17 protein-coding genes are annotated in these 18,491 nt (G+C 60.7%); 7 read left to right on the top strand and 10 right to left on the bottom strand.

Features of this window, described 5'->3' with window-relative positions; all coding sequences use genetic code 11:
- Nucleotides 1–168 precede the first annotated feature (168 nt).
- Nucleotides 169–2,778, bottom strand: a complete 2,610-nt coding sequence (gene clpB, locus E5678_RS07020) for an ATP-dependent chaperone ClpB (RefSeq protein WP_136177856.1) — start codon at nt 2,776–2,778, stop codon at nt 169–171.
- Nucleotides 2,779–2,989: 211 nt separating this feature from the next.
- Nucleotides 2,990–3,715: a GntR family transcriptional regulator gene (locus tag E5678_RS07025; protein WP_136177857.1), complete on the bottom strand. Its 726-nt coding sequence runs from the start codon at nt 3,713–3,715 to the stop codon at nt 2,990–2,992.
- 142 nt (nt 3,716–3,857) lie between these two features.
- Here E5678_RS07025 and dctP point away from each other — a divergent pair, with 142 nt between their 5' ends.
- Genes dctP through E5678_RS07050 form a run of 5 tightly spaced genes read left to right on the top strand, consistent with a single transcriptional unit; the run spans nt 3,858 to nt 9,614 of the window.
- Nucleotides 3,858–4,862 (top strand): TRAP transporter substrate-binding protein DctP, encoded by a 1,005-nt coding sequence (dctP, locus tag E5678_RS07030; protein ID WP_210732002.1) that lies wholly within the window; start codon nt 3,858–3,860, stop codon nt 4,860–4,862.
- On the top strand, nt 4,852–5,385 hold the full coding sequence (locus tag E5678_RS07035; protein ID WP_210732003.1) for a TRAP transporter small permease: 534 nt from the start codon (nt 4,852–4,854) through the stop codon (nt 5,383–5,385). The genes dctP and E5678_RS07035 overlap by 11 nt, the downstream gene beginning before the upstream one ends.
- Before the next feature lie 54 nt (nt 5,386–5,439).
- Nucleotides 5,440–6,747, top strand: coding sequence for a TRAP transporter large permease (locus E5678_RS07040; RefSeq protein WP_136177858.1), 1,308 nt, complete (start codon nt 5,440–5,442; stop codon nt 6,745–6,747).
- Between the two features lie 3 nt (nt 6,748–6,750).
- On the top strand, nt 6,751–8,040 hold the full coding sequence (locus tag E5678_RS07045; protein ID WP_136177859.1) for a malonyl-CoA decarboxylase: 1,290 nt from the start codon (nt 6,751–6,753) through the stop codon (nt 8,038–8,040).
- Between the two features lie 35 nt (nt 8,041–8,075).
- Nucleotides 8,076–9,614: a malonyl-CoA synthase gene (locus tag E5678_RS07050; protein ID WP_136177860.1), complete on the top strand. Its 1,539-nt coding sequence runs from the start codon at nt 8,076–8,078 to the stop codon at nt 9,612–9,614.
- A gap of 20 nt (nt 9,615–9,634) precedes the next feature.
- Here the strand turns inward: E5678_RS07050 and E5678_RS07055 are convergent, their stop codons facing one another.
- The 8 genes from E5678_RS07055 to E5678_RS07090 all read right to left on the bottom strand — a co-directional run bounded on the left by E5678_RS07055 (nt 9,635) and on the right by E5678_RS07090 (nt 17,263).
- Nucleotides 9,635–10,408, bottom strand: a complete 774-nt coding sequence (locus E5678_RS07055) for a GNAT family N-acetyltransferase (protein WP_168708509.1) — start codon at nt 10,406–10,408, stop codon at nt 9,635–9,637.
- A complete protein-coding gene (locus tag E5678_RS07060; RefSeq protein ID WP_136177862.1) occupies nt 10,405–10,878 on the bottom strand; it encodes a molybdenum cofactor biosynthesis protein MoaE in 474 nt (157 codons plus the stop codon). Before E5678_RS07060 ends, E5678_RS07055 begins: the two co-directional genes overlap by 4 nt.
- Nucleotides 10,879–10,892: 14 nt before the next feature.
- Nucleotides 10,893–11,144 carry a MoaD/ThiS family protein gene (locus E5678_RS07065; protein ID WP_136177863.1) on the bottom strand — a complete coding sequence of 84 codons (252 nt, stop codon included), beginning with the start codon at nt 11,142–11,144 and terminating at the stop codon, nt 10,893–10,895.
- Nucleotides 11,141–12,421 carry a gephyrin-like molybdotransferase Glp gene (gene glp / locus E5678_RS07070; protein WP_136177864.1) on the bottom strand — a complete coding sequence of 427 codons (1,281 nt, stop codon included), beginning with the start codon at nt 12,419–12,421 and terminating at the stop codon, nt 11,141–11,143. The genes E5678_RS07065 and glp overlap by 4 nt, the downstream gene beginning before the upstream one ends.
- A gap of 46 nt (nt 12,422–12,467) precedes the next feature.
- The gene (gene mobB, locus E5678_RS07075) at nt 12,468–13,004 is read right to left on the bottom strand and encodes a molybdopterin-guanine dinucleotide biosynthesis protein B (protein ID WP_136177865.1); all 537 of its coding nucleotides are present in this window, start codon (nt 13,002–13,004) and stop codon (nt 12,468–12,470) included.
- A gap of 15 nt (nt 13,005–13,019) precedes the next feature.
- The gene (thrC, locus tag E5678_RS07080) at nt 13,020–14,456 is read right to left on the bottom strand and encodes a threonine synthase (RefSeq protein WP_136177866.1); all 1,437 of its coding nucleotides are present in this window, start codon (nt 14,454–14,456) and stop codon (nt 13,020–13,022) included.
- Nucleotides 14,457–14,592: 136 nt separating this feature from the next.
- On the bottom strand, nt 14,593–15,915 hold the full coding sequence (locus E5678_RS07085) for a homoserine dehydrogenase (protein ID WP_136177867.1): 1,323 nt from the start codon (nt 15,913–15,915) through the stop codon (nt 14,593–14,595).
- Between the two features lie 121 nt (nt 15,916–16,036).
- Nucleotides 16,037–17,263, bottom strand: coding sequence for a pyridoxal phosphate-dependent aminotransferase (locus E5678_RS07090; RefSeq protein ID WP_136177868.1), 1,227 nt, complete (start codon nt 17,261–17,263; stop codon nt 16,037–16,039).
- Between the two features lie 151 nt (nt 17,264–17,414).
- Here E5678_RS07090 and E5678_RS07095 point away from each other — a divergent pair, with 151 nt between their 5' ends.
- Both E5678_RS07095 and E5678_RS07100 read left to right on the top strand, forming a co-directional pair.
- A complete protein-coding gene (locus E5678_RS07095) occupies nt 17,415–17,795 on the top strand; it encodes an Mth938-like domain-containing protein (protein WP_136177869.1) in 381 nt (126 codons plus the stop codon).
- A gap of 192 nt (nt 17,796–17,987) precedes the next feature.
- Entirely contained in the window at nt 17,988–18,464 is a 477-nt protein-coding gene (locus E5678_RS07100) for a peroxiredoxin (RefSeq protein WP_136177870.1), read from the top strand.
- The last annotated feature ends 27 nt before the right edge of the window (nt 18,465–18,491 follow it).

Here is an 18,491-nt window from a genome sequence, read left to right on the forward strand (position 1 = left end):
CTGGGTTCATATCAACCTATGAGCTTACAACGATCCTGGGCATTTGCGAGACCGACGATGCCACCATGTGCAGGCTTCTTGCCTCGCCCACCAGACTAGGTAAAAGACTGGTACATGGCTTACCCGGGACGCAAGTCCCGGGACTCGCACATCAAGACCCAACGGCGGTCAATTCGCGTCTTGGGCAGGAGAAAACTCGAAAACACCCGGATTGTGCACCGGATCCACCGTGACACCGATCACCGACTTGGGTGGATAGCGGCCTTCCAGCAACAGTTTTGACAACGGGTTTTCGATACGCTGCTGGATGGCCCGTTTGAGCGGGCGCGCACCAAACACCGGGTCGAACCCTACCTTGGCCAGTTCGGCCAATGCAGCGGGCGCCACGTCCAGCCGAAGATCCATCTTCTGCAAACGTGCTTGCAAGACCTTGATCTGAATGCCCGCGATCGACTCGATGTGCTGAGCATCGAGGGCGTGAAACACCACCGTTTCGTCGATCCGGTTCAAGAACTCCGGGCGGAAATGCTCCTTGAGCTCGCCCCACACGGCGTCTTTCACTTCCTCATACGGTTGGCCCACCATGGCCTGAATGAGATGGGAGCCGATATTGCTTGTCATCACGATCACTGTGTTCTTGAAGTCCACTGTGCGCCCCTGACCGTCGGTCAGGCGGCCATCGTCCAGCACTTGCAGCAAAACGTTGAACACGTCCGGATGGGCCTTTTCCACCTCGTCCAGCAACAACACGCTATAAGGCTTGCGGCGAACGGCTTCGGTCAGGTAGCCCCCTTCTTCGTAGCCCACATAGCCGGGCGGCGCTCCAATCAGACGCGCGACCGAGTGTTTCTCCATGAATTCGCTCATGTCGATGCGAATCAGGTGGTCATCGCTGTCAAAGAGGAAACCCGCCAGGGCCTTGCACAATTCGGTCTTGCCGACACCGGTGGGGCCGAGAAAGAGGAAAGAGCCGGTCGGGCGATTGGGATCGGACAAGCCCGAGCGCGAGCGCCGGATGGCATTGGCCACGGCACCGATGGCCTCGTCCTGTCCCACCACCCGCAGGTGCAGCTTGTCTTCCATCTGCAGCAGCTTGTCGCGCTCGCCCTGCATCAGCTTGGACACCGGAATCCCTGTGGCACGGGCCACCACCTCAGCAATCTCTTCAACGCCGACCTGGGTGCGGAGCAACTGGGGCACCCCCTTGCTCGCGCCCTTGGTCGATTCCACGGCCTGGGCATCCTTGAGCTTCTTTTCCAGTTCGGGCAGTTTGCCGTACTGCAGCTCGGCCACGGCGTTGAAATCGCCCTTGCGGGTCATCTCTTCGATGCGGTGACGCAGTTTGTCGATTTCTTCCTTGACTTGGGCAGAGCCCTGAGCTTGCGCCTTCTCCGCTTGCCAGATCTCGTCCATATCGGCGATCTCTTTTTGCAGTTTTTCGATTTCCACCTCTATCAGCTCAAAGCGCTTGAGGGAGGCTTCGTCTTTTTCACGGCGCACGGCCTCGCGCTCGATTTGCAGCTGGATCAAGCGGCGATCAAGCTTGTCCATCACCTCGGGCTTGGAGTCGATCTCGATCTTGATCTTGGCCGCCGCCTCATCGATCAGGTCAATCGCCTTGTCGGGTAAAAAGCGGTCGGTGATGTAGCGGTGGCTGAGCTCGGCCGCGGCCACGATGGCTGGATCGGTGATTTCCACCCCATGGTGGACTTCGTATTTTTCCTGCAGGCCTCGCAGAATGGCGATGGTTGCTTCCACCGAAGGCTCACCAACCAGAATCTTCTGGAAGCGGCGTTCCAGCGCAGCGTCTTTCTCAATGTATTTGCGGTACTCATCCAGCGTGGTAGCCCCCACGCAATGCAACTCGCCGCGCGCGAGCGCTGGCTTGAGCATGTTGCCGGCATCCATCGCCCCCTCGGCCTTGCCGGCACCCACCATGGTGTGCAGCTCGTCAATGAACACGATCGTCTGACCTTCGTCTTTGGCGAGCTCGTTGAGCACGGCCTTGAGCCGTTCCTCAAAATCGCCACGGTATTTGGCGCCGGCCAACAAAGCGGCCATGTCGAGCGACAACACGCGCTTGCCCTTAAGCGAGTCGGGCACTTCACCGGCCACGATGCGCTGTGCCAGCCCTTCTACGATCGCGGTTTTGCCCACGCCGGGCTCCCCGATCAACACCGGGTTGTTCTTGGTGCGACGCTGCAAGATCTGGATGGTGCGGCGAATTTCGTCGTCGCGACCGATCACTGGATCCAGCTTACCCAGTCGGGCCCGCTCGGTCAGATCCAGGGTGTATTTTTTCAAGGCTTCGCGCTGGCCCTCGGCTTCAGGGCTGTCCACACTTTGCCCGCCACGAACCGCTTCGATCGCACTCTCCAGCGACTTGCGGTTCAAGCCGTTTTCATTCGCCATGCGGCCGATCTCGCCCTTCTGATCGGTCAAAGCCAGGAGGAACAGCTCCCCGGCCACAAACTGATCGCCCCGTTTCAGGGCCTCTTTCTCGGTGGCCTGAAGCAGCTTGCCCAGTTCGGGGCCCACCTGCACCTGATCCTGCCCCTGAACTTCGGGCAGTTTCTTCAAAGCAGCCTCGGCCGCCTTGCTGAGCCCAGCCACATTCACCCCGGCCCGCTGCAGCAGCGACTGCGGGCCCCCCGGCAGGCGCAACATCGCCACCAGCAGGTGGACAGGTTCAATATAAGCGTGGTCGTTGCCCAAGGCCAAGGTCTGGGCTTCTCCCAGAGCTTCCTGGAATTTGGTCGTCAGTTTGTCGAGTCGCATGCTGTGCATTCCCTAAAAGAATTGATTGCCCATTAACTGGCGCTCAAAATCCCATTTTCAAGGTGCTACCCACGCTCGACGGCGCTACACCACGGCCTTGTTGATCTGCATCAAACAACGTTGCGACAGAGGAAGAAACGCGCTTGAACCGGCTGCGCGCAGGCGTCCAAGCGCCAAACCCCGTCGCCAGGAAGCACGCCAACCGCTTGTGTCAGGCTGTTGCCACTTGGTCTGTGGCCAAGTCGGCACCCTGCGCCCGGTCGGCCAAGCTCATGAGATCTGTGAAGCGTTGCCCCTGGATCAGCACATGGTCGCGCGCCACGCGCGCGGCCGCTTCGCTGTCGCCCCGCTGCAAGGCATCCACAATCTGCCTGTGTTCGGCCAGGGACTGGGCTATGCGGTTGCGCAGCCGCAACTGCAGGCGCCTGTAGGGTTTGAGGCGGTTCTTCAGCGTGGTGGTTTGCTGCACCAGGAACGGGTTGCCGCAAGCCTGGTAAATCAACTGGTGAAACTGCTCGTTGGCGTAGTAGTAGGCGTTGGCGTCCTGTACCCCGGCTTGCTGCTCGCAAGCCGCGTGCGCCGCTGCGATCTCGGCCAAGGCCGGCGCCTTCACCCGGCGCGCAGCCAGACTGGCGCACAGCGCCTCCAGTTCGGCCATCACCTCAAACATCTGAATCAGTTCGGGCATGCCCACGCGAGCCACATAAGTACCCCGCTTGGGCAGGACCACCACCAAACCGCTGGCTTCAAGCTGCTGCAAGGCTTCACGCACCGGCGTGCGTGAGACCTCAAATCGCCGCACCAGCGCTTCGAGGTGCACCTGTTCGCCTGGCGCCATGCGGCCATTGACGATGTCTTCCTCCAACTCTTCACGCACCCGTTGCATCCGCGACCGGTTGGCGCTGCTGGAAGATGTGCTGGACAAAGTTTTACTCATGCTGAAGCGGTCGAGTTCGGGTTAGTCCCATGCTGGACAGGATTTTGTTGCATATAACATGATGCATCTTTTATATAACAAGGTCCAGCGGCTGCGTGAGGACCATCGCTCAACCCCCCCCATTCCATCACAGGAGACACACATGAAGAATCCCATCAAGAACAGCCTGAGCGCCTTGGGCCTCGCCGCACTGGCTGTTGCCTCAACCGCCGCCAGCGCTGAGACCGTGCTCAAGGCCTCCCACCAGTTCCCTGGCGGCAAGGGCGATGTGCGCGACGAAATGGTGCAGATGATTGCGAGGGATGTGGCTGCGGCCAATGTTGACCTGACGATCAAGGTTTACCCAGGCGCCAGCCTGGTCAAGGCACAAGAGCAGTGGAAGGCCATGCTCAGCGGACAGATCGACATGACCTCTTTCCCGCTGGACTACGCCTCAGGCTTTCATCCACAGTTTGGAGCCACCCTGATGCCAGGGCTGGTCAAAGGCCACGCCCATGCACGCCGCATCAACGACTCCGGTTTCCTCAAGGACATTAAGGGCATCATCGAGCAGGGCGGCGTCAAGGTGTTGGCTGACGCATGGCTGGCAGGCGCCTTCGCTGGCAAAGACAAGTGCATCAAGAAGCCCGAAGACGTGGCTGGCCTGAAAATGCGCTCCGCCGGCGCCACCTTCTCGCAGATGTGGGCGGGCGCCGGCGCTTCCATCGTGTCTATTCCGTCGAGTGAGGTGTACAGTGCCCTCCAGCAAGGCGTGGCCACCGGCACAGATACGTCCACAGGCAGCTTCGTTTCGTTCCGGCTGTACGAGCAGGTCAAGTGCATCACGGCCCCAGGCGACAACGCGTTGTGGTTCATGTACGAGCCCGTCTTGATCTCAATGAAAAGCTGGAACAAGCTCAACGATGCACAGAAAAAGGCGCTGGCAACGGCCTCCAAAAAGGCAGAAGACTACTTTGAAGGCGAGTCCAAAAAACTTGATGACAAGATGGTAGAGGCTTTCAAGGCCAACAAGGTTGAGGTGGTCACGCTGACCGATGCCGAAGCCGAAGCCTGGCGCGCCGTGGCACAGAAGACCTCCTACAAGGAATTCGCCGACAAAGTGCCGGGTGGCAAGGAGCTCATCGAGAAGGCGCTGAGTGTCAAGTAAGCCAGCGCCGGCTTGGATCGCTGCGGTGCACGCGGCATCACGCTTCTTTGGCGTGATCGCCGCGGGCATGATTCTGGTGTCCATCGTCGTGGTGTGCCAGATGGTGTTTGTGCGGGCAGTGCTCAATCAATCGTCCATCTGGCAGACCGAGTTCGTGATGTACCTGCTGGTGGCCGCGACCTTCATCGGTTCACCGTACATCCTGCTCACGCGGGGCCATGTGGCGGTCGATGTGGTTCCTCTCATGGTCCGACCACGCGCGCGGCGCGGACTGCACATGGTTGGCAGCCTGATCGCCTTGACCTTTTGCGGCTTGTTCCTCTACGCCTCCGTGCCGTGGTGGTGGGAAACTTGGGTGAGCGACCAGACCACTTCATCGATGTGGCGTGCGCGCCTGTGGATCCCCTATCTGTCTGTCCCGGTCGGCCTCACCATGCTGTGCCTGCAGTACCTGGCCGAGATGTGGCTGGTCGTCACCGACCGCGAACATCCCTTTGGATTGAGCCCCGACGACCGCCTCTGAACTCCGCCGGCCAAGACCCCGGATTTTCTTCAATCCCCCCACCATGGAACATCCATGAGCGCTCTCGCCATCGGACTGCTGATTTTTGTCGTCACCGTTGCGGTGCTGGCCACTGGCCTGCCCATCGCCTTCGGTCTGGGCGCCGTGGCGCTTCTGTTCATGGTGGTGTTCGATGGCTGGCACAGCATTCATTTCGTGCCTGAAACAGTCTTCGCAGGCCTGAGCGACTTCACCCTGGTCTCTCTGCCCATGTTTGTGATCATGGGGGCCGCCGTGGCGTCGTCTCGCGCGGGCAGTGATCTCTACGAAGCGCTGGCACGGTGGTTGCACCGGGTGCCGGGCTCGTTGGTGATCTCCAACATCGGCGCTTGCGCCCTCTTCTCGGCCCTCACAGGCTCCTCTCCCGCCACCTGCGCGGCCATTGGCAAGATGGGTATCCCTGAAATGCGCAAGCGCGGCTACGACGCCGACCTGGCCACCGGCGCCATCGCCGCGGGCGGCACGCTGGGCATTCTGATTCCGCCCAGCATCACCATGATCCTGTACGGCATCGCTTCCGAGACGTCCATCGGCCGGCTGTTCCTTGCCGGCGTGATCCCCGGCTTGCTGCTGACCTTCCTCTTCATGGCCTGGGCGCTGTTCCTGAGCTGGAAACGGGGCACCGTTCTGGTGGACGCCGACCGCATCTACAGCATGAAGGAAAAGCTGGAATTGCTGCCACGCCTGCTGCCCTTCATGGCGGTGATCGTCGGCGTGGTGTATGCGCTTTACGGCGGTATCGCGACCCCTTCCGAAGCGGCAGGCGTTGGCGCCGCACTGTGCCTGGTGATGGTGATCGTGATCTACCGGGTGTGGAGCCCCAAAGACCTGTGGGCCATCTTGCGCGATGGTCTGCGCGAATCGGGCATGCTGCTGATGATCATCGGTACGTCGATCCTGTTTGGCTACATGATGTCGTCGCTGCAAATCACGCAGTCGGTGGCTGAGGCCATCGGCGAGATGCAGGTCAACCGGTGGGTGATTCTGGCCGCGGTCAACGTTTTGTTGCTGGTGGCAGGGATGTTCCTGCCCCCTGCGGCCATCATCCTGATGACCACGCCCATCCTCATGCCGGTGATCACAGCAGCGGGCTTTGACCCGATCTGGTTCGGCGTGATCCTGACCATCAACATGGAGCTCGGTCTGATCACGCCGCCCGTGGGCTTGAACCTGTTTGTGATCAATGGCATCACGCCCGACGTGCGGCTGCCAACCATCCTCAAGGGTGCATTTCCCTTCATGTGCTGCATGATCGTGGCCATCGTGATCCTGTGCATCTTCCCCGAACTGGCCACCTGGCTGCCAAGCTACCTGATGGGTTAAATTGTGCTGGAACAACTGAGACGACTCACCCGCAGAGCCCAGGGCGATGGAGCGCTCGCTCCCCTGCTGCGCTCCTGCCACCACCTGGTTTCCGAAAACGGTCAGGCCAATGTCTATGCACTGGCGCTGGATGTGATGGAACGCTACCGCCAGCTGCCCGCTCAGCGCCGTGAGGCCTTTTTTGCTGCGCTGGCCACCGAGTTCTCCCCCGAGCCCGAACGCGTTCTGCGCACCGCCACACGCTACGCCGAATCCCCCACGGCCGAACGCCTGGCCGACCTGACCAGCGCGGTAGAGCCGCCGCGCCAGGAACTGCTGCGCCGTGTCAACCGGGCGCCCGGCGGCACGGCCATGCTGCTGGCGATGCGCAACGATTTGCTCGGCCTGCGCAAGAGCCACCCTGAGCTGGCCGCCGTCGACGCCGATTTTCTGCACCTGCTCACCTCGTGGTTCAACCCGGGTTTTCTGCGCCTGGAGCGGGTCGACTGGCAATCCAGCGCGGCCTTGCTCGAAAAGATCATCAAGCACGAAGCGGTGCATGAAATATCGGGATGGAACGACTTGCGTCGCCGGCTTCAACCCGACCGCCGTTGCTATGCTTTTTTCCATCCGCAGCTGGGCGATGAACCGCTGATCTTCGTCGAAGTCGCTTTGGTCAACGACATGGCAGACGCCGTCGCGCCGTTGATCGAATCTGAGCCCGATGCAGCCGCCGCCAGCAACGCCCGCACCGCCGTTTTTTACTCCATCAGCAACTGCCAGCCCGGTCTGCGCGGCGTGTCGCTGGGTAATTTTTTGATCAAGAAAGTGGCCGACCAGCTCAAAACCGAGTTGCCACAGCTGAAAACGTTTTGCACCCTGTCGCCCATTCCAGGTTTTGCGCGCTGGTTGGCGCAGGCCACCGACGACGACCTCAAGAGCGAATGGAAAGGTGCACTGCGCCGGGTCGCAGCTTGGCGCCAGCAATGCAGCAACCCCCAAGCCGACGACCTGCAAGGCGCGAACAAGGCCTTGCGTGAAGACCTTCAAAGTTTGTGCGCCCGCTTTCTGGTCCAGGAGTCACACGACAAACTGGGTGATCCAGTCGCCCGCTTCCACCTGGACAACGGGGCACGCCTGGAGCGCATCAACTTCGCCGCCGACCTCTCGCGCAAGGGCATCAAGCAGTCCTTGGGTCTGATGGTGAACTACCTCTACGACATCGGTTCTGTCGAAGCCAGACACCAGCATTTTGTCGACAACAAAGTCAGCCACTCGATGGCCGTGAAGCGCCTGCTCAAACCCAGAAGCTGAGTCCGCATCCCACCACATTTGCCTGTCCCGAGCCCATGAACCCATCCAACCAAAACCTCTACGCGCGCTTCCACACCGCCTTTGCCCCAACGCTTGAGCGTGTGGCCATCGAAACGGATCACGGGGACCAATACACCTTCGGGGATTTGGACCAGCACACAGCCCGCATGGCGAACTGGCTGCAAAGCCTGGGGCTTCAAAGCGGTGACCGCGTCATGGTGCAGGTCGAAAAATCGGTACCGGCGCTGCTGTTTTATCTGGCCTGCCTGCGCACAGGGGTGGTTTATGTGCCGCTGAACACCGCTTACCAGGCTGCGGAGCTCACCTACTTCATCGAGAATGCCGAGCCAAGTGTGTTTGTCTGTGATCCAGCACGCGAGTCCGACCTATTGGCATTGACACAAAGGCTGGGCGTCGCCCACCTGGCTACGCTCGACGCCACCGGCAAGGGCAGTTTGATGGATGCTGCCTTGACACAGGCACCGCAGCAAACCATTCAGCCCATGCAAAGCGACGAGCTCGCCGCCATTCTTTACACCAGCGGCACCACTGGCCGCAGCAAAGGCGCGCAACTCACCCACGGCAATCTGGCCAGCAACGCACAAACCTTGCTCAGCTATTGGGACTGGCAAAACGTCGATGTGTTGATCCATGCGCTGCCTATTTTCCACGTCCACGGACTCTTTGTAGCAGTGCACTGTGCGCTGCTCAACGCCAGCAAGATGTTGTGGATGGGCAAATTCAACCCGCAACAGGTGCTCGACTGGCTGCCTCAAGCCACGGTGTTCATGGGTGTGCCCACGCTGTATGTGCGACTGCTGCAAGAGAAAACGCTGGATGCTGCGGTGTGCAGCCACATGCGCCTGTTCATCAGTGGATCAGCCCCCCTGCTGACCGAGACCTTTGAGGCATGGCAGGCGCGCACGGACCACACCATTCTGGAACGCTACGGCATGAGCGAGACGGCCATGCTGACGTCCAACCCCTGCCGCGCCGAAGAAGGTCCACGCAAGGGTGGTACCGTGGGCCGACCTTTGCCCGATGTCCAGCTGCGGTGTGTGGACGAGCACGATGCGCCCCGCGCACAAGGCGACGTGGGTGCGATACAGGTCAAGGGCCCCAATGTCTTTCCGGGGTATTGGCGTATGCCAGAGGCCAACGCCAAAGAGTTCACCGCCGATGGCTGGTTTCGCACCGGCGATGTCGGCCGTATCGATGTCGATGGCTACGTCACCATTGTGGGTCGGAGCAAAGACCTGATCATCACCGGTGGCTACAACGTCTACCCGGCTGAGGTGGAAGGTTTCATCAACGACATGGCCGGTGTGGACGAATCGGCCGTGATCGGCTGCCCACACCGGGATTTCGGCGAAGGCGTGGTCGCGGTGGTGGTCGCAAAACCCGGCGTCACCCTCGATCCGTCTGAACTGTCGCAGCAGCTCAAAGGCCAGATCGCTGGGTTCAAGGTGCCCAAGCACTTTTTTGTGGTCACGGAGTTACCGCGCAACGTGATGGGCAAAGTGCAGAAAAACCTGCTCCGTCAGACCTATGAAAAGGTGTTTGAAGGCGCGTGAGCGCCACATGAACGCGAAGGTCAGTCGGGCTTGATCGGCTGCCAATACGCATACGGCCAGGCCAGGTTGAAGCCGGCGCGACGGTACAAGGCCAGCGCTGGCGCATTGCTGGCATCGACCTGCAGAAACACGCGGTCAATGCCCCTGCGATGCGCTTCGCCGGCCATGGCCAACAAGACACGCTGGGCCAGCCCTTGACCGCGATGGGCCAGTGCCGTTCGCATGCCATGCACGCTGAGCCATCCCAGCGCAAGGCCAGCGGCACCACAAGCCAGCGTCTGCCCACCCTCGCGCAAGCTGAAAAACTGCGTCTCCAGCCCGCGCGCCAGCGCCAGCAACCGGCTCGCACCGTCTTCAGGGTCGAGGCCCGGGCCCAGAAACATGCCCGTCCACGCCGCATCGGCCGCGCTGTCGATGTCGGCCGGTGGCCCAGGGTGCAAGGCCAGCAGCGTATTGACCGAACCGGTCAACGTCAGTGTGGGCTGGCGTGGCGCAAAGCCACGAGCGCGCAACGCAGCCTGCATGGGCCCAAAGACGGGCAGGTCCGGCAAGCGAAACGAGGGTTGGAATCCCCGCGTGCGGTAATGATCTGCCACCTGATCGATCACCGCGAGTTCAGGTGGAGCGTGCTGCAGGGGCACCGCACTGCGCGCGCGGCCGACAGTGCCCGCAAAAACCGGAACCAACCACCCCGGCAAGCCAATCAGCTCGTCGGGCACCACCACCTGCAAGGTGGCCCGCTCGATCTCAGCCACGGCCAAGTCGGGCACAGAAACCTTGAGATAACCGGTCATGCGTTGGAGCGCGTGATGCCCCATCGGGCCAGTGCGGCGTCGTCGCTGACGCGGGCATCCACCCAGCGCGCGCCCTGGGGCGTCTGTTCCTTCTTCCAAAAAGGCGCTTGTGTCTTGAGGTAGTCCATCAGAAATTCACAGGCTTGAAAACTCTCTCCCCGGTGCGCCGACGTCACCGCGACGAACACGATCTGGTCCAGCGGCTGCAGCAAGCCAACGCGGTGGATGACCCGGGCGGCAAATAGATCAAAACGCGACATCGCTTCATCGATCATGCCTTCGATTGAACGCTCCGTCATGCCGGGGTAGTGCTCCAGCTCCAAGGTGCTGACGGCATCGCCCGCGTTGCGGTCTCTCACCGTTCCGAGAAACGAACACACCGCACCCACGCGGGCATCGTTCAGCCGCAGGCGGGCGATTTCGGCTGAAATGTCGAAATCACCGGACTGAATGAGCACTCGAACAGACACAGTGGCGCTCCGTCCTATCCACCGGTCACCGGCGGAAAAAACCCGATCTCTGCACCGTCCACCAGTTCGGTGGACTCATCGCACATGGTCTGGTTCAATGCTGCGCGCACCACGCGCCCTCGCCCCAACGCGTCGGCAGAAGCCCCACCGCGTGCGATCAATTCGTCGCGCAACGCCCCCAGCGTCGCCACCTGGGTGTCCACGGTTTCACTGCTGATTCCCATCGATTCCCGCAACGATGCGAAATAGCGCAAAGACAGTTTCATGCCATCAACTCCGAAAACGCCGTGAACGGCACCAGCTCACCGTGCACAATCGTGCGCCCTGGGGGGTTGTCCACCAGACCATCCCCCCAAACCGCCGACGTCAGCACACCCGAACTCTGGTTGGGGAACAGGTCCAGCCCTCCATTCGCATTGCGCCGCACACGCAAGAATTCCCGGCGCTTGTCGGCCCGGTCCCATGTGAAATGGGCGGGCAACATCACCGGTTGTGGCGCAGCCGCATCGGCACCTTGCAGCTTGAGCAAAAACGGCCGCACCAACAACAAGAAGGTGACAAAGCTCGACACCGGGTTGCCGGGCAGGCCGATGAAATGGCAATCGGGACTCTCGCCCTGCCCTGCCCCGGCGTCGCGCCGCACCGAGCCATAGGCAAATGGCTTGCCAGGCTTCATCGCAATCTGCCAGAGCGCCAGTTGCCCGAGCAACTCTACCGCAGGCTTGATGTGGTCTTCTTCCCCGACCGACACGCCTCCACTGGTCAGGATGAGATCGTGATGATCCGCGGCCGACTTCAGGGCCGCGAGTGTTTTGTCGCGGCTGTCGGGCACGATCCCGAGATCGCTCACTTCGCAACCCAGGCGCTGCAACAAAGCGCGCAGAAAAAACCGGTTGGAGTTGTAGATGGCGCCAGGCTTCATGTCGGCAGGCGCCACTTCCCCAGGCATGACCAGTTCGTCGCCGGTGGAGAACAAGGCCACCCGCGGACGGGCCACCACATTGAGTTTGGCAAGGCCCAGGCTGGCTGCCAGCCCCAAACCAGCGGGCGACAAGCGTTGGCCTCGAGACAACACTGTGTTGCCCCGCGTCACATCTTCACCGCTGCGCCGCACCCATTGACCCAGCACGGGTACGGTATCGATGTGCACGCCGTGCAGGTCACCGCCCACTTCCCGGGTTTCTTCCTGCATCACCACCGCGTCGGCCCCTTCGGGCATGGGGGCACCTGTGAAGATGCGGGCACAGGTGCCTGGGCGCAGGGGCTCAGCGGCGTGCCCGGCAGCAATGCGCTGCGACACAGGCAACACCGCACCCGCCTCGGTCACATCCGCCACCCTCACGGCGTACCCATCCATCGAAGAATTGTCCTGCGGAGGAACCTGCAGGGAAGACACCAGGTCGTCGGCCAAAACGCGCCCGTCGGCGTCAAACGTGGGCAGCAGTTCGCGGCGGGTCAGAGGCACAACGTGCTGCAACAGGCTCTCGCGGGCCTCATCCAGCGCTATGAGGGGTCGTCTTGCAGGAGCGGCAGATAGGGTCATGGAAAATTTTCAACGAACAGCAAACAGGCACCTACCACCACACCAATCATTCATCGAACATGGTGGGGTCGTAATCGAATCGATCCCCATTGTGAACCAGCCAAAGTGCCACGGCAGCGGCATCGTTCAAAGGCAACACTGGGCGCCCGGTTGGTTCGGCCAGCAGCGCCGGATCATCACAGACCACGGCCACCACATAGGGGTCTGTCGGGTACAGCTGGTGCGTGTCCCCTGGTGTTCTGATCAGCTCAACCTTCATCAGGTTGCTGTGTTTGAAACCTTCGACAAACACCCAGTCCACACCGTCGTACAACTCGGCAATCAGGTGGTGCACCGACAACGCCGCAGGCCGCTCAAATTCCCGCATCAGCACCAGACGCTCAGGCGAAGCTGCCACCACTTCAAAGGCACCCGCCTCCCGGTGGCGGTAGGTGTCTTTGCCGGGATGATCGATCTCCAGCTTGTGATGGGCATGCTTGACCACCGAGACACGCAGACCCTGCGCTTTCATCGCCGGGATCACGCGCTCGATCAACGTTGTTTTCCCCACGCCAGCATGGCCTGCAAAACAGACAACTTTCATTGAGATACCGCGGCTTCAGGCGCAATGCGCCATCACATACCGCTGAACGGCGGCCGTATCTGCTGGCATCACCTGCACCCGTTTGGGCAAGGCTTCGATGCCCTCAAACTGGGCTGGCCGGTCCGGCTCATGGCCCAAAGCTTCCACGATGGTCTGTGCAAACTTGATCGGCAATGCGGTTTCGAGCACGATCATGGGCTCCTGGCCGTTCCAGACTTCGCGTGCGACCTTCACACCGTCTGCGGTGTGGGTGTCGATCACGACGGCAAAACGGTCGTCTGTGACCTTGATGGTTTTCAACCGATCCGCATGGGTGCTCTTACCACTGACGAAACCGAAGCGCGCAGCGGCATCGGCGAAAGCGGGGTCGCCGCCCAGATCAAAACGTCCCTGCTCGCTCAAGCCGGCGCCGAAAAGCGCTTTGGTGCGCTCCCCGTCACGCCCCAACAGGTCAAACACAAAACGCTCGAAGTTGCTGGCCTTGGAAATATCCATCGACGGGCTCGACGTCTCGTGCGTGTCGGCACTGGCGCGCACGCGGTAGGTGCCGGTGCGGAAGAACTCGTCGAGCACGTCGTTTTCGTTGGTCGCCACCACCAGCTGGCGAATCGGCAGACCCATCATGCGGGCCACATGCCCCGCACACACGTTGCCAAAATTACCGCTGGGCACGGTGAAGGAGACCTGCTGCGCATCGTTCGCGGTCGCCTGAAAATACCCGGCGAAGTAGTAGACAACCTGCGCCAGCAACCGGGCCCAGTTGATCGAATTGACGGTACCGATCTTGTATTGGCGCTTGAAGGCCAGATCGTTGGACACGTTCTTGACGATGTCCTGGCAATCGTCAAACACCCCTTCGATGGCGATGTTGTGGATGTTCTCGTCCATCAGGCTGAACATCTGGGCCTGCTGGAATGGGCTCATGCGCCCATGGGGGCTGAGCATGAAAACGCGCACACCCTTCTTGCCCCGCATCGCATATTCAGCGGCGCTGCCCGTGTCGCCCGAAGTGGCACCCAGGATGTTGAGCTCCTCGCCGCGTCGCGCCAATTCGTACTCGAACAAATGGCCCAGCAGCTGCATGGCCATGTCCTTGAAGGCCAGCGTGGGACCATTGGACAAGGCCTCCAGGTAGAACCCATCGTCTAGCTGCTTTAGAGGCACGATGGCCGCCGTGCCGTACACCGCCTCGGTGTAGGTCTTGTCACACAAGGCCTTCAGGTCTGCTGCCGGGATGTCGTCGATGTACAGCGACAAAATCTCAAAAGCCAGCGCCGCGTAGCCACCGGCTGCCGCGTCGTTGAACACCTCGCGCCAGCGCGCCAGCGTTGCCGCATCGACCTGCGGGTAGCGCTCAGGCAGATACAAGCCGCCATCGGGCGCCAGACCTTCGAGCAGGATTTCGCAAAAATGTTTGCGGTCCGGGTGGCCGCGGGTGGAGAGGTACAGCATGTCAGTGTTTCAAGCTCAACGATGAAACGCACCGCCCGAGGGGCAGCACGCCAAGACGATGTTGGACCCGGCTTTGACGGGCCACAGGGTATGGGCTACCCGGGGAAGCGTTGAAAACGCTTCGGGGGGATCTCATCTAGTTCAATTCCTCTTTGCGGATGCGCGTGATCGGCTCCAGCACCGAAGGCAAAGCCTGCATCTGCGCAATGGCGTCGTTCATGGTGCCTTCGCGCACATCGTGGGTCAGGATGATGAGGTCGGTCGACGTCGCGCCTTCGCCGCCCACCTGGTCCGCCTCGCGCTGCAACACGGCATCGATGCTGATGCCCGCTGTCGCCAGCAAACCCGTGACCTTGGTGAGCACGCCCGCTTCGTCCGCCACCCGCAACCGCAGGTAAAAGCTGGTCACCACCTCGCTCATGGGCAGCACCACCAGGTCGCTCATGGCCTCAGGCTGAAAAGCCAGGTGGGGCACGCGGTTTTGAGGTTCAGCGGTGTGCAGTCGGGTGATGTCCACGAGATCGGCAATCACGGCACTGGCCGTGGGCTCGCCGCCTGCCCCTTTGCCGTAATACATCGTGGTACCGACAGCATCGGCCTGAACCAGCACAGCGTTCATGGGGCCTTCTACATTGGCGATCAGGCGTTTGCCCGGCACCAAGCAAGGGTGCACACGCAACTCAATGCCCTTGGTCGTGCGTTTGGTGATACCCAGCAGCTTGATGCGGTACCCCAGTTGCTCGGCATACCGGATATCGACCGCGCTCAGGTGGGTGATGCCCTCGGTATAGGCCTTGTCAAACTGAACGGGCACACCGAAAGCGATGGCGCTCATCAGCGAAATCTTGTGCGCTGCGTCCACCCCTTCGATGTCAAAGGTGGGATCGGCCTCGGCATAGCCCAATCGCTGGGCTTCTTTCAACACCACATCAAAGGCCAGCCCTTTGTCGCGCATCTCCGAGAGGATGAAGTTGGTGGTGCCGTTGACGATGCCGGCGATCCATTCGATGCGGTTGGCGGTGAGGCCCTCGCGCAAAGCCTTGATGATGGGGATGCCACCGGCCACGGCCGCCTCAAAAGCCACCATCACGCCCTTGGCATGGGCCGCCGCAAAAATCTCGGTCCCGTGCACAGCCAACAAGGCCTTGTTCGCCGTCACCACATGTTTGCCCGCAGCAATGGCCTCCAGCACCAGCTCACGCGCCAGGTCATAGCCGCCGACCAACTCCACCACGATGGCAATGTCGGGGTTGGCAATGATGGCCCGGGGATCAGCGACCACCTGTGCGGTGTCACCCACCAAGGCCTTGGCTTTGGCCACATCGCGCCGCGACACCATGGTGACTTCAATGCCACGCCCGGCGCGGCGCTTGATCTCTTCCTGGTTGCGGCGCAGCACCTCGTACACGCCACCGCCCACATTGCCCAAGCCCATCAGGCCCACTTGGATAGGGTTCATAAAACGATCACTCTCTTTGGTCAACAATGGCGCCATGCGGCGCCTTCGGAAAACGGATTTCTATGGTACCGGGCAAGGCACCTGGCATTGATGCCAAAGCTTGCCCTCAATGATGCGCAGTTCAAGTGCCGTTGCGCTTGCGCCAGCCGTCGAGGAACTTGGCCACACGCCCAACGGCTTCCCGCAAGTCGTCTTCATGGGGCAAGAAAACAATGCGGAAATGCTGGTTGTCCGGGTAGTTGAACCCCGAACCCTGTACCAGCATCACGCGCGTTTCCTGCAGCAACTCCAGGAACAACTGCTGATCATTTTTGACCGGATACATCACCGGATCGAGCTTGGGGAACATATACAGCGCCGCCGAAGGCTTGACGCAGGTCACGCCCGGAATCTCGGAAATCAGCTCATAGGCCAGATCGCGCTGGCGGCGCAGACGCCCCCCTTCGCACACCAGATCGTTGATGCTCTGGTATCCACCCAGAGCTGTCTGGATGGCCCATTGCCCCGGCACGTTGGCACACAGGCGCATATTGGAGAGCATGTTCAGGCCCTCGATGTAGTCCTGGGCCGGCTTTTTGTCTCCCGAAACCACCAACCAGCCTGCGCGGTATCCGCAGGAGCGGTAGCTCTTGGACAGCGAATTGAACGTGAGCGTGAGCACGTCTTCACTCAAGCTGGCCATGGCCGTGTGGTGCACGCCGTCGTACAGCACCTTGTCGTAGACTTCGTCGGCAAAAATCACCAGCCCATGTTCACGCGCAATCTCCACGATCGCTTTGAGCAACTCGTCGGAGTACAAGGCCCCCGTCGGGTTGTTGGGATTGATCACCACGATGCCTTTGGTGGCCGGGGTGATCTTGGAACGGATGTCGTCCAGGTTGGGCATCCAGCCGTTCGACTCGTCGCACATGTAGTGCACCGGCGTGCCGCCCGACAGGCTCACGGCTGCAGTCCAGAGCGGGTAGTCCGGCGCGGGCAACAAGAGCTCGTCGCCATCGTCCAGCAAACCATTGGTCGCCATGACGATCAGCTCGCTGGCGCCGTTGCCCAGGTAAATGTCGTCCAGCGTCACACCAGCGATGTTCTGCTTCTGGGTCTCGTGCATCACCGCCTTGCGGGCGGCAAAAATGCCTTTGCTGTCGGAATACCCGGCCGAGTTGGGCAGGTTCCGGATCATGTCCTGCTGGATTTCCTCCGGCGCATCAAAGCCGAACACCGCCAGATTGCCGATGTTGAGCTTGATGATCTTGTGACCCTCTTCCTCCATCTGGCGCGCCGCATCCATGATGGGGCCACGAATGTCATAGCAGACGTTGGCCAGCTTGGCAGATTTTTGAATGGTTTTCAAATGCCCTCCATGGGAGCGGTGGAAAATACGCAGACACAATGCGAACGAAAGGCTGGGGCGCTATATTTGACGCTGTTGCGGCCCAAGCCTGCCCTCAATTTGACCACAGTTCAAACAGGCATTCGCCTTGGACCTTGCCACCCCTGACCCCATGAAACTCCACGCAGACAAACCCGAGATCCACACCATCACCGCCCACGGTGACGGCTGGGTGGCCATCAATGGCGAGCGCCATGAGCGCAGCCTGATCCTGAACTCCTCAGGCGTGCTGCTGCCGTGGGATTGCGCCCGGTTCGAAGACCTGTCCGAAGCGCACTTCCTGGCCCTGCTGTCTGCCTGCCAGGAAGCCCCCGAGCTCGCCCTTTTTGGCTGCGGCACGCGGTGGCGATTCCCCAAGCCTGCGCTCCTGCAGCCCTTCATATCGCAACGCATCGGTGTGGAGACGATGGACACCCCAGCGGCCTGCAGAACCTTCAACATCCTGGCAGGCGAAGGCAGACGCGTGGTTGTGGGCCTTTTGATCGGCGTCTGACTCCGGCAAGAGCCCTGCCGCAGACATTCTGTTGCCGATTCGTTTCGGGCATTTACAGCAAATAGCCGCTTGGGGTTAAAATACCGGATTGATTCCGCCCCGGTCTACTTGCGACTCTCTGAGTCAAAGGTATTCATTTCGGGCCGGGAAGCCAACGAATTTCCACCAACTTACGTCAGGGGTCCACGCAGTATGGCAGTCGTTGTCAATAAACTTATCCCAGAATTCGAGTCCATGGCCACTGGTGACATCAAAGTCAGCAACCAGACTCACTTGGGACAGACCATCATTCTCTATTTCTACCCTAAAGACAATACACCAGGCTGCACGACCGAAGCCATGCAGTTCCGCGACAAGTACAAAGACTTTGTCAAAGCAGGTGCAGAAGTCTTTGGCGTGTCGCGCGACAACATGACGTCGCACGACAGCTTCAAGGCCAAACTGGAGCTTCCATTCGAGCTGATCGCAGACACGGAAGAAAAGATGTGCCACATGTTTGGTGTGGTCAAAAACAAGATCATGTACGGTAAAAAGGTCAAGGGCATCGAGCGCAGCACGTTCCTGATCGGCCCCGACGGGATCTTGAAGGAAGAATGGCGCGGCCTGAAGGTACCTGGTCACGTGGAAGACGTACTCAAGGCCGTCAAGGCACTGAAGAAGGCCGCCTGATCAATCATTGGAGCGCCAGGCGCGCGC

It is taken from the genome of Hydrogenophaga sp. PAMC20947, from assembly GCF_004795855.1.
Classification (GTDB): domain Bacteria; phylum Pseudomonadota; class Gammaproteobacteria; order Burkholderiales; family Burkholderiaceae_C; genus Hydrogenophaga.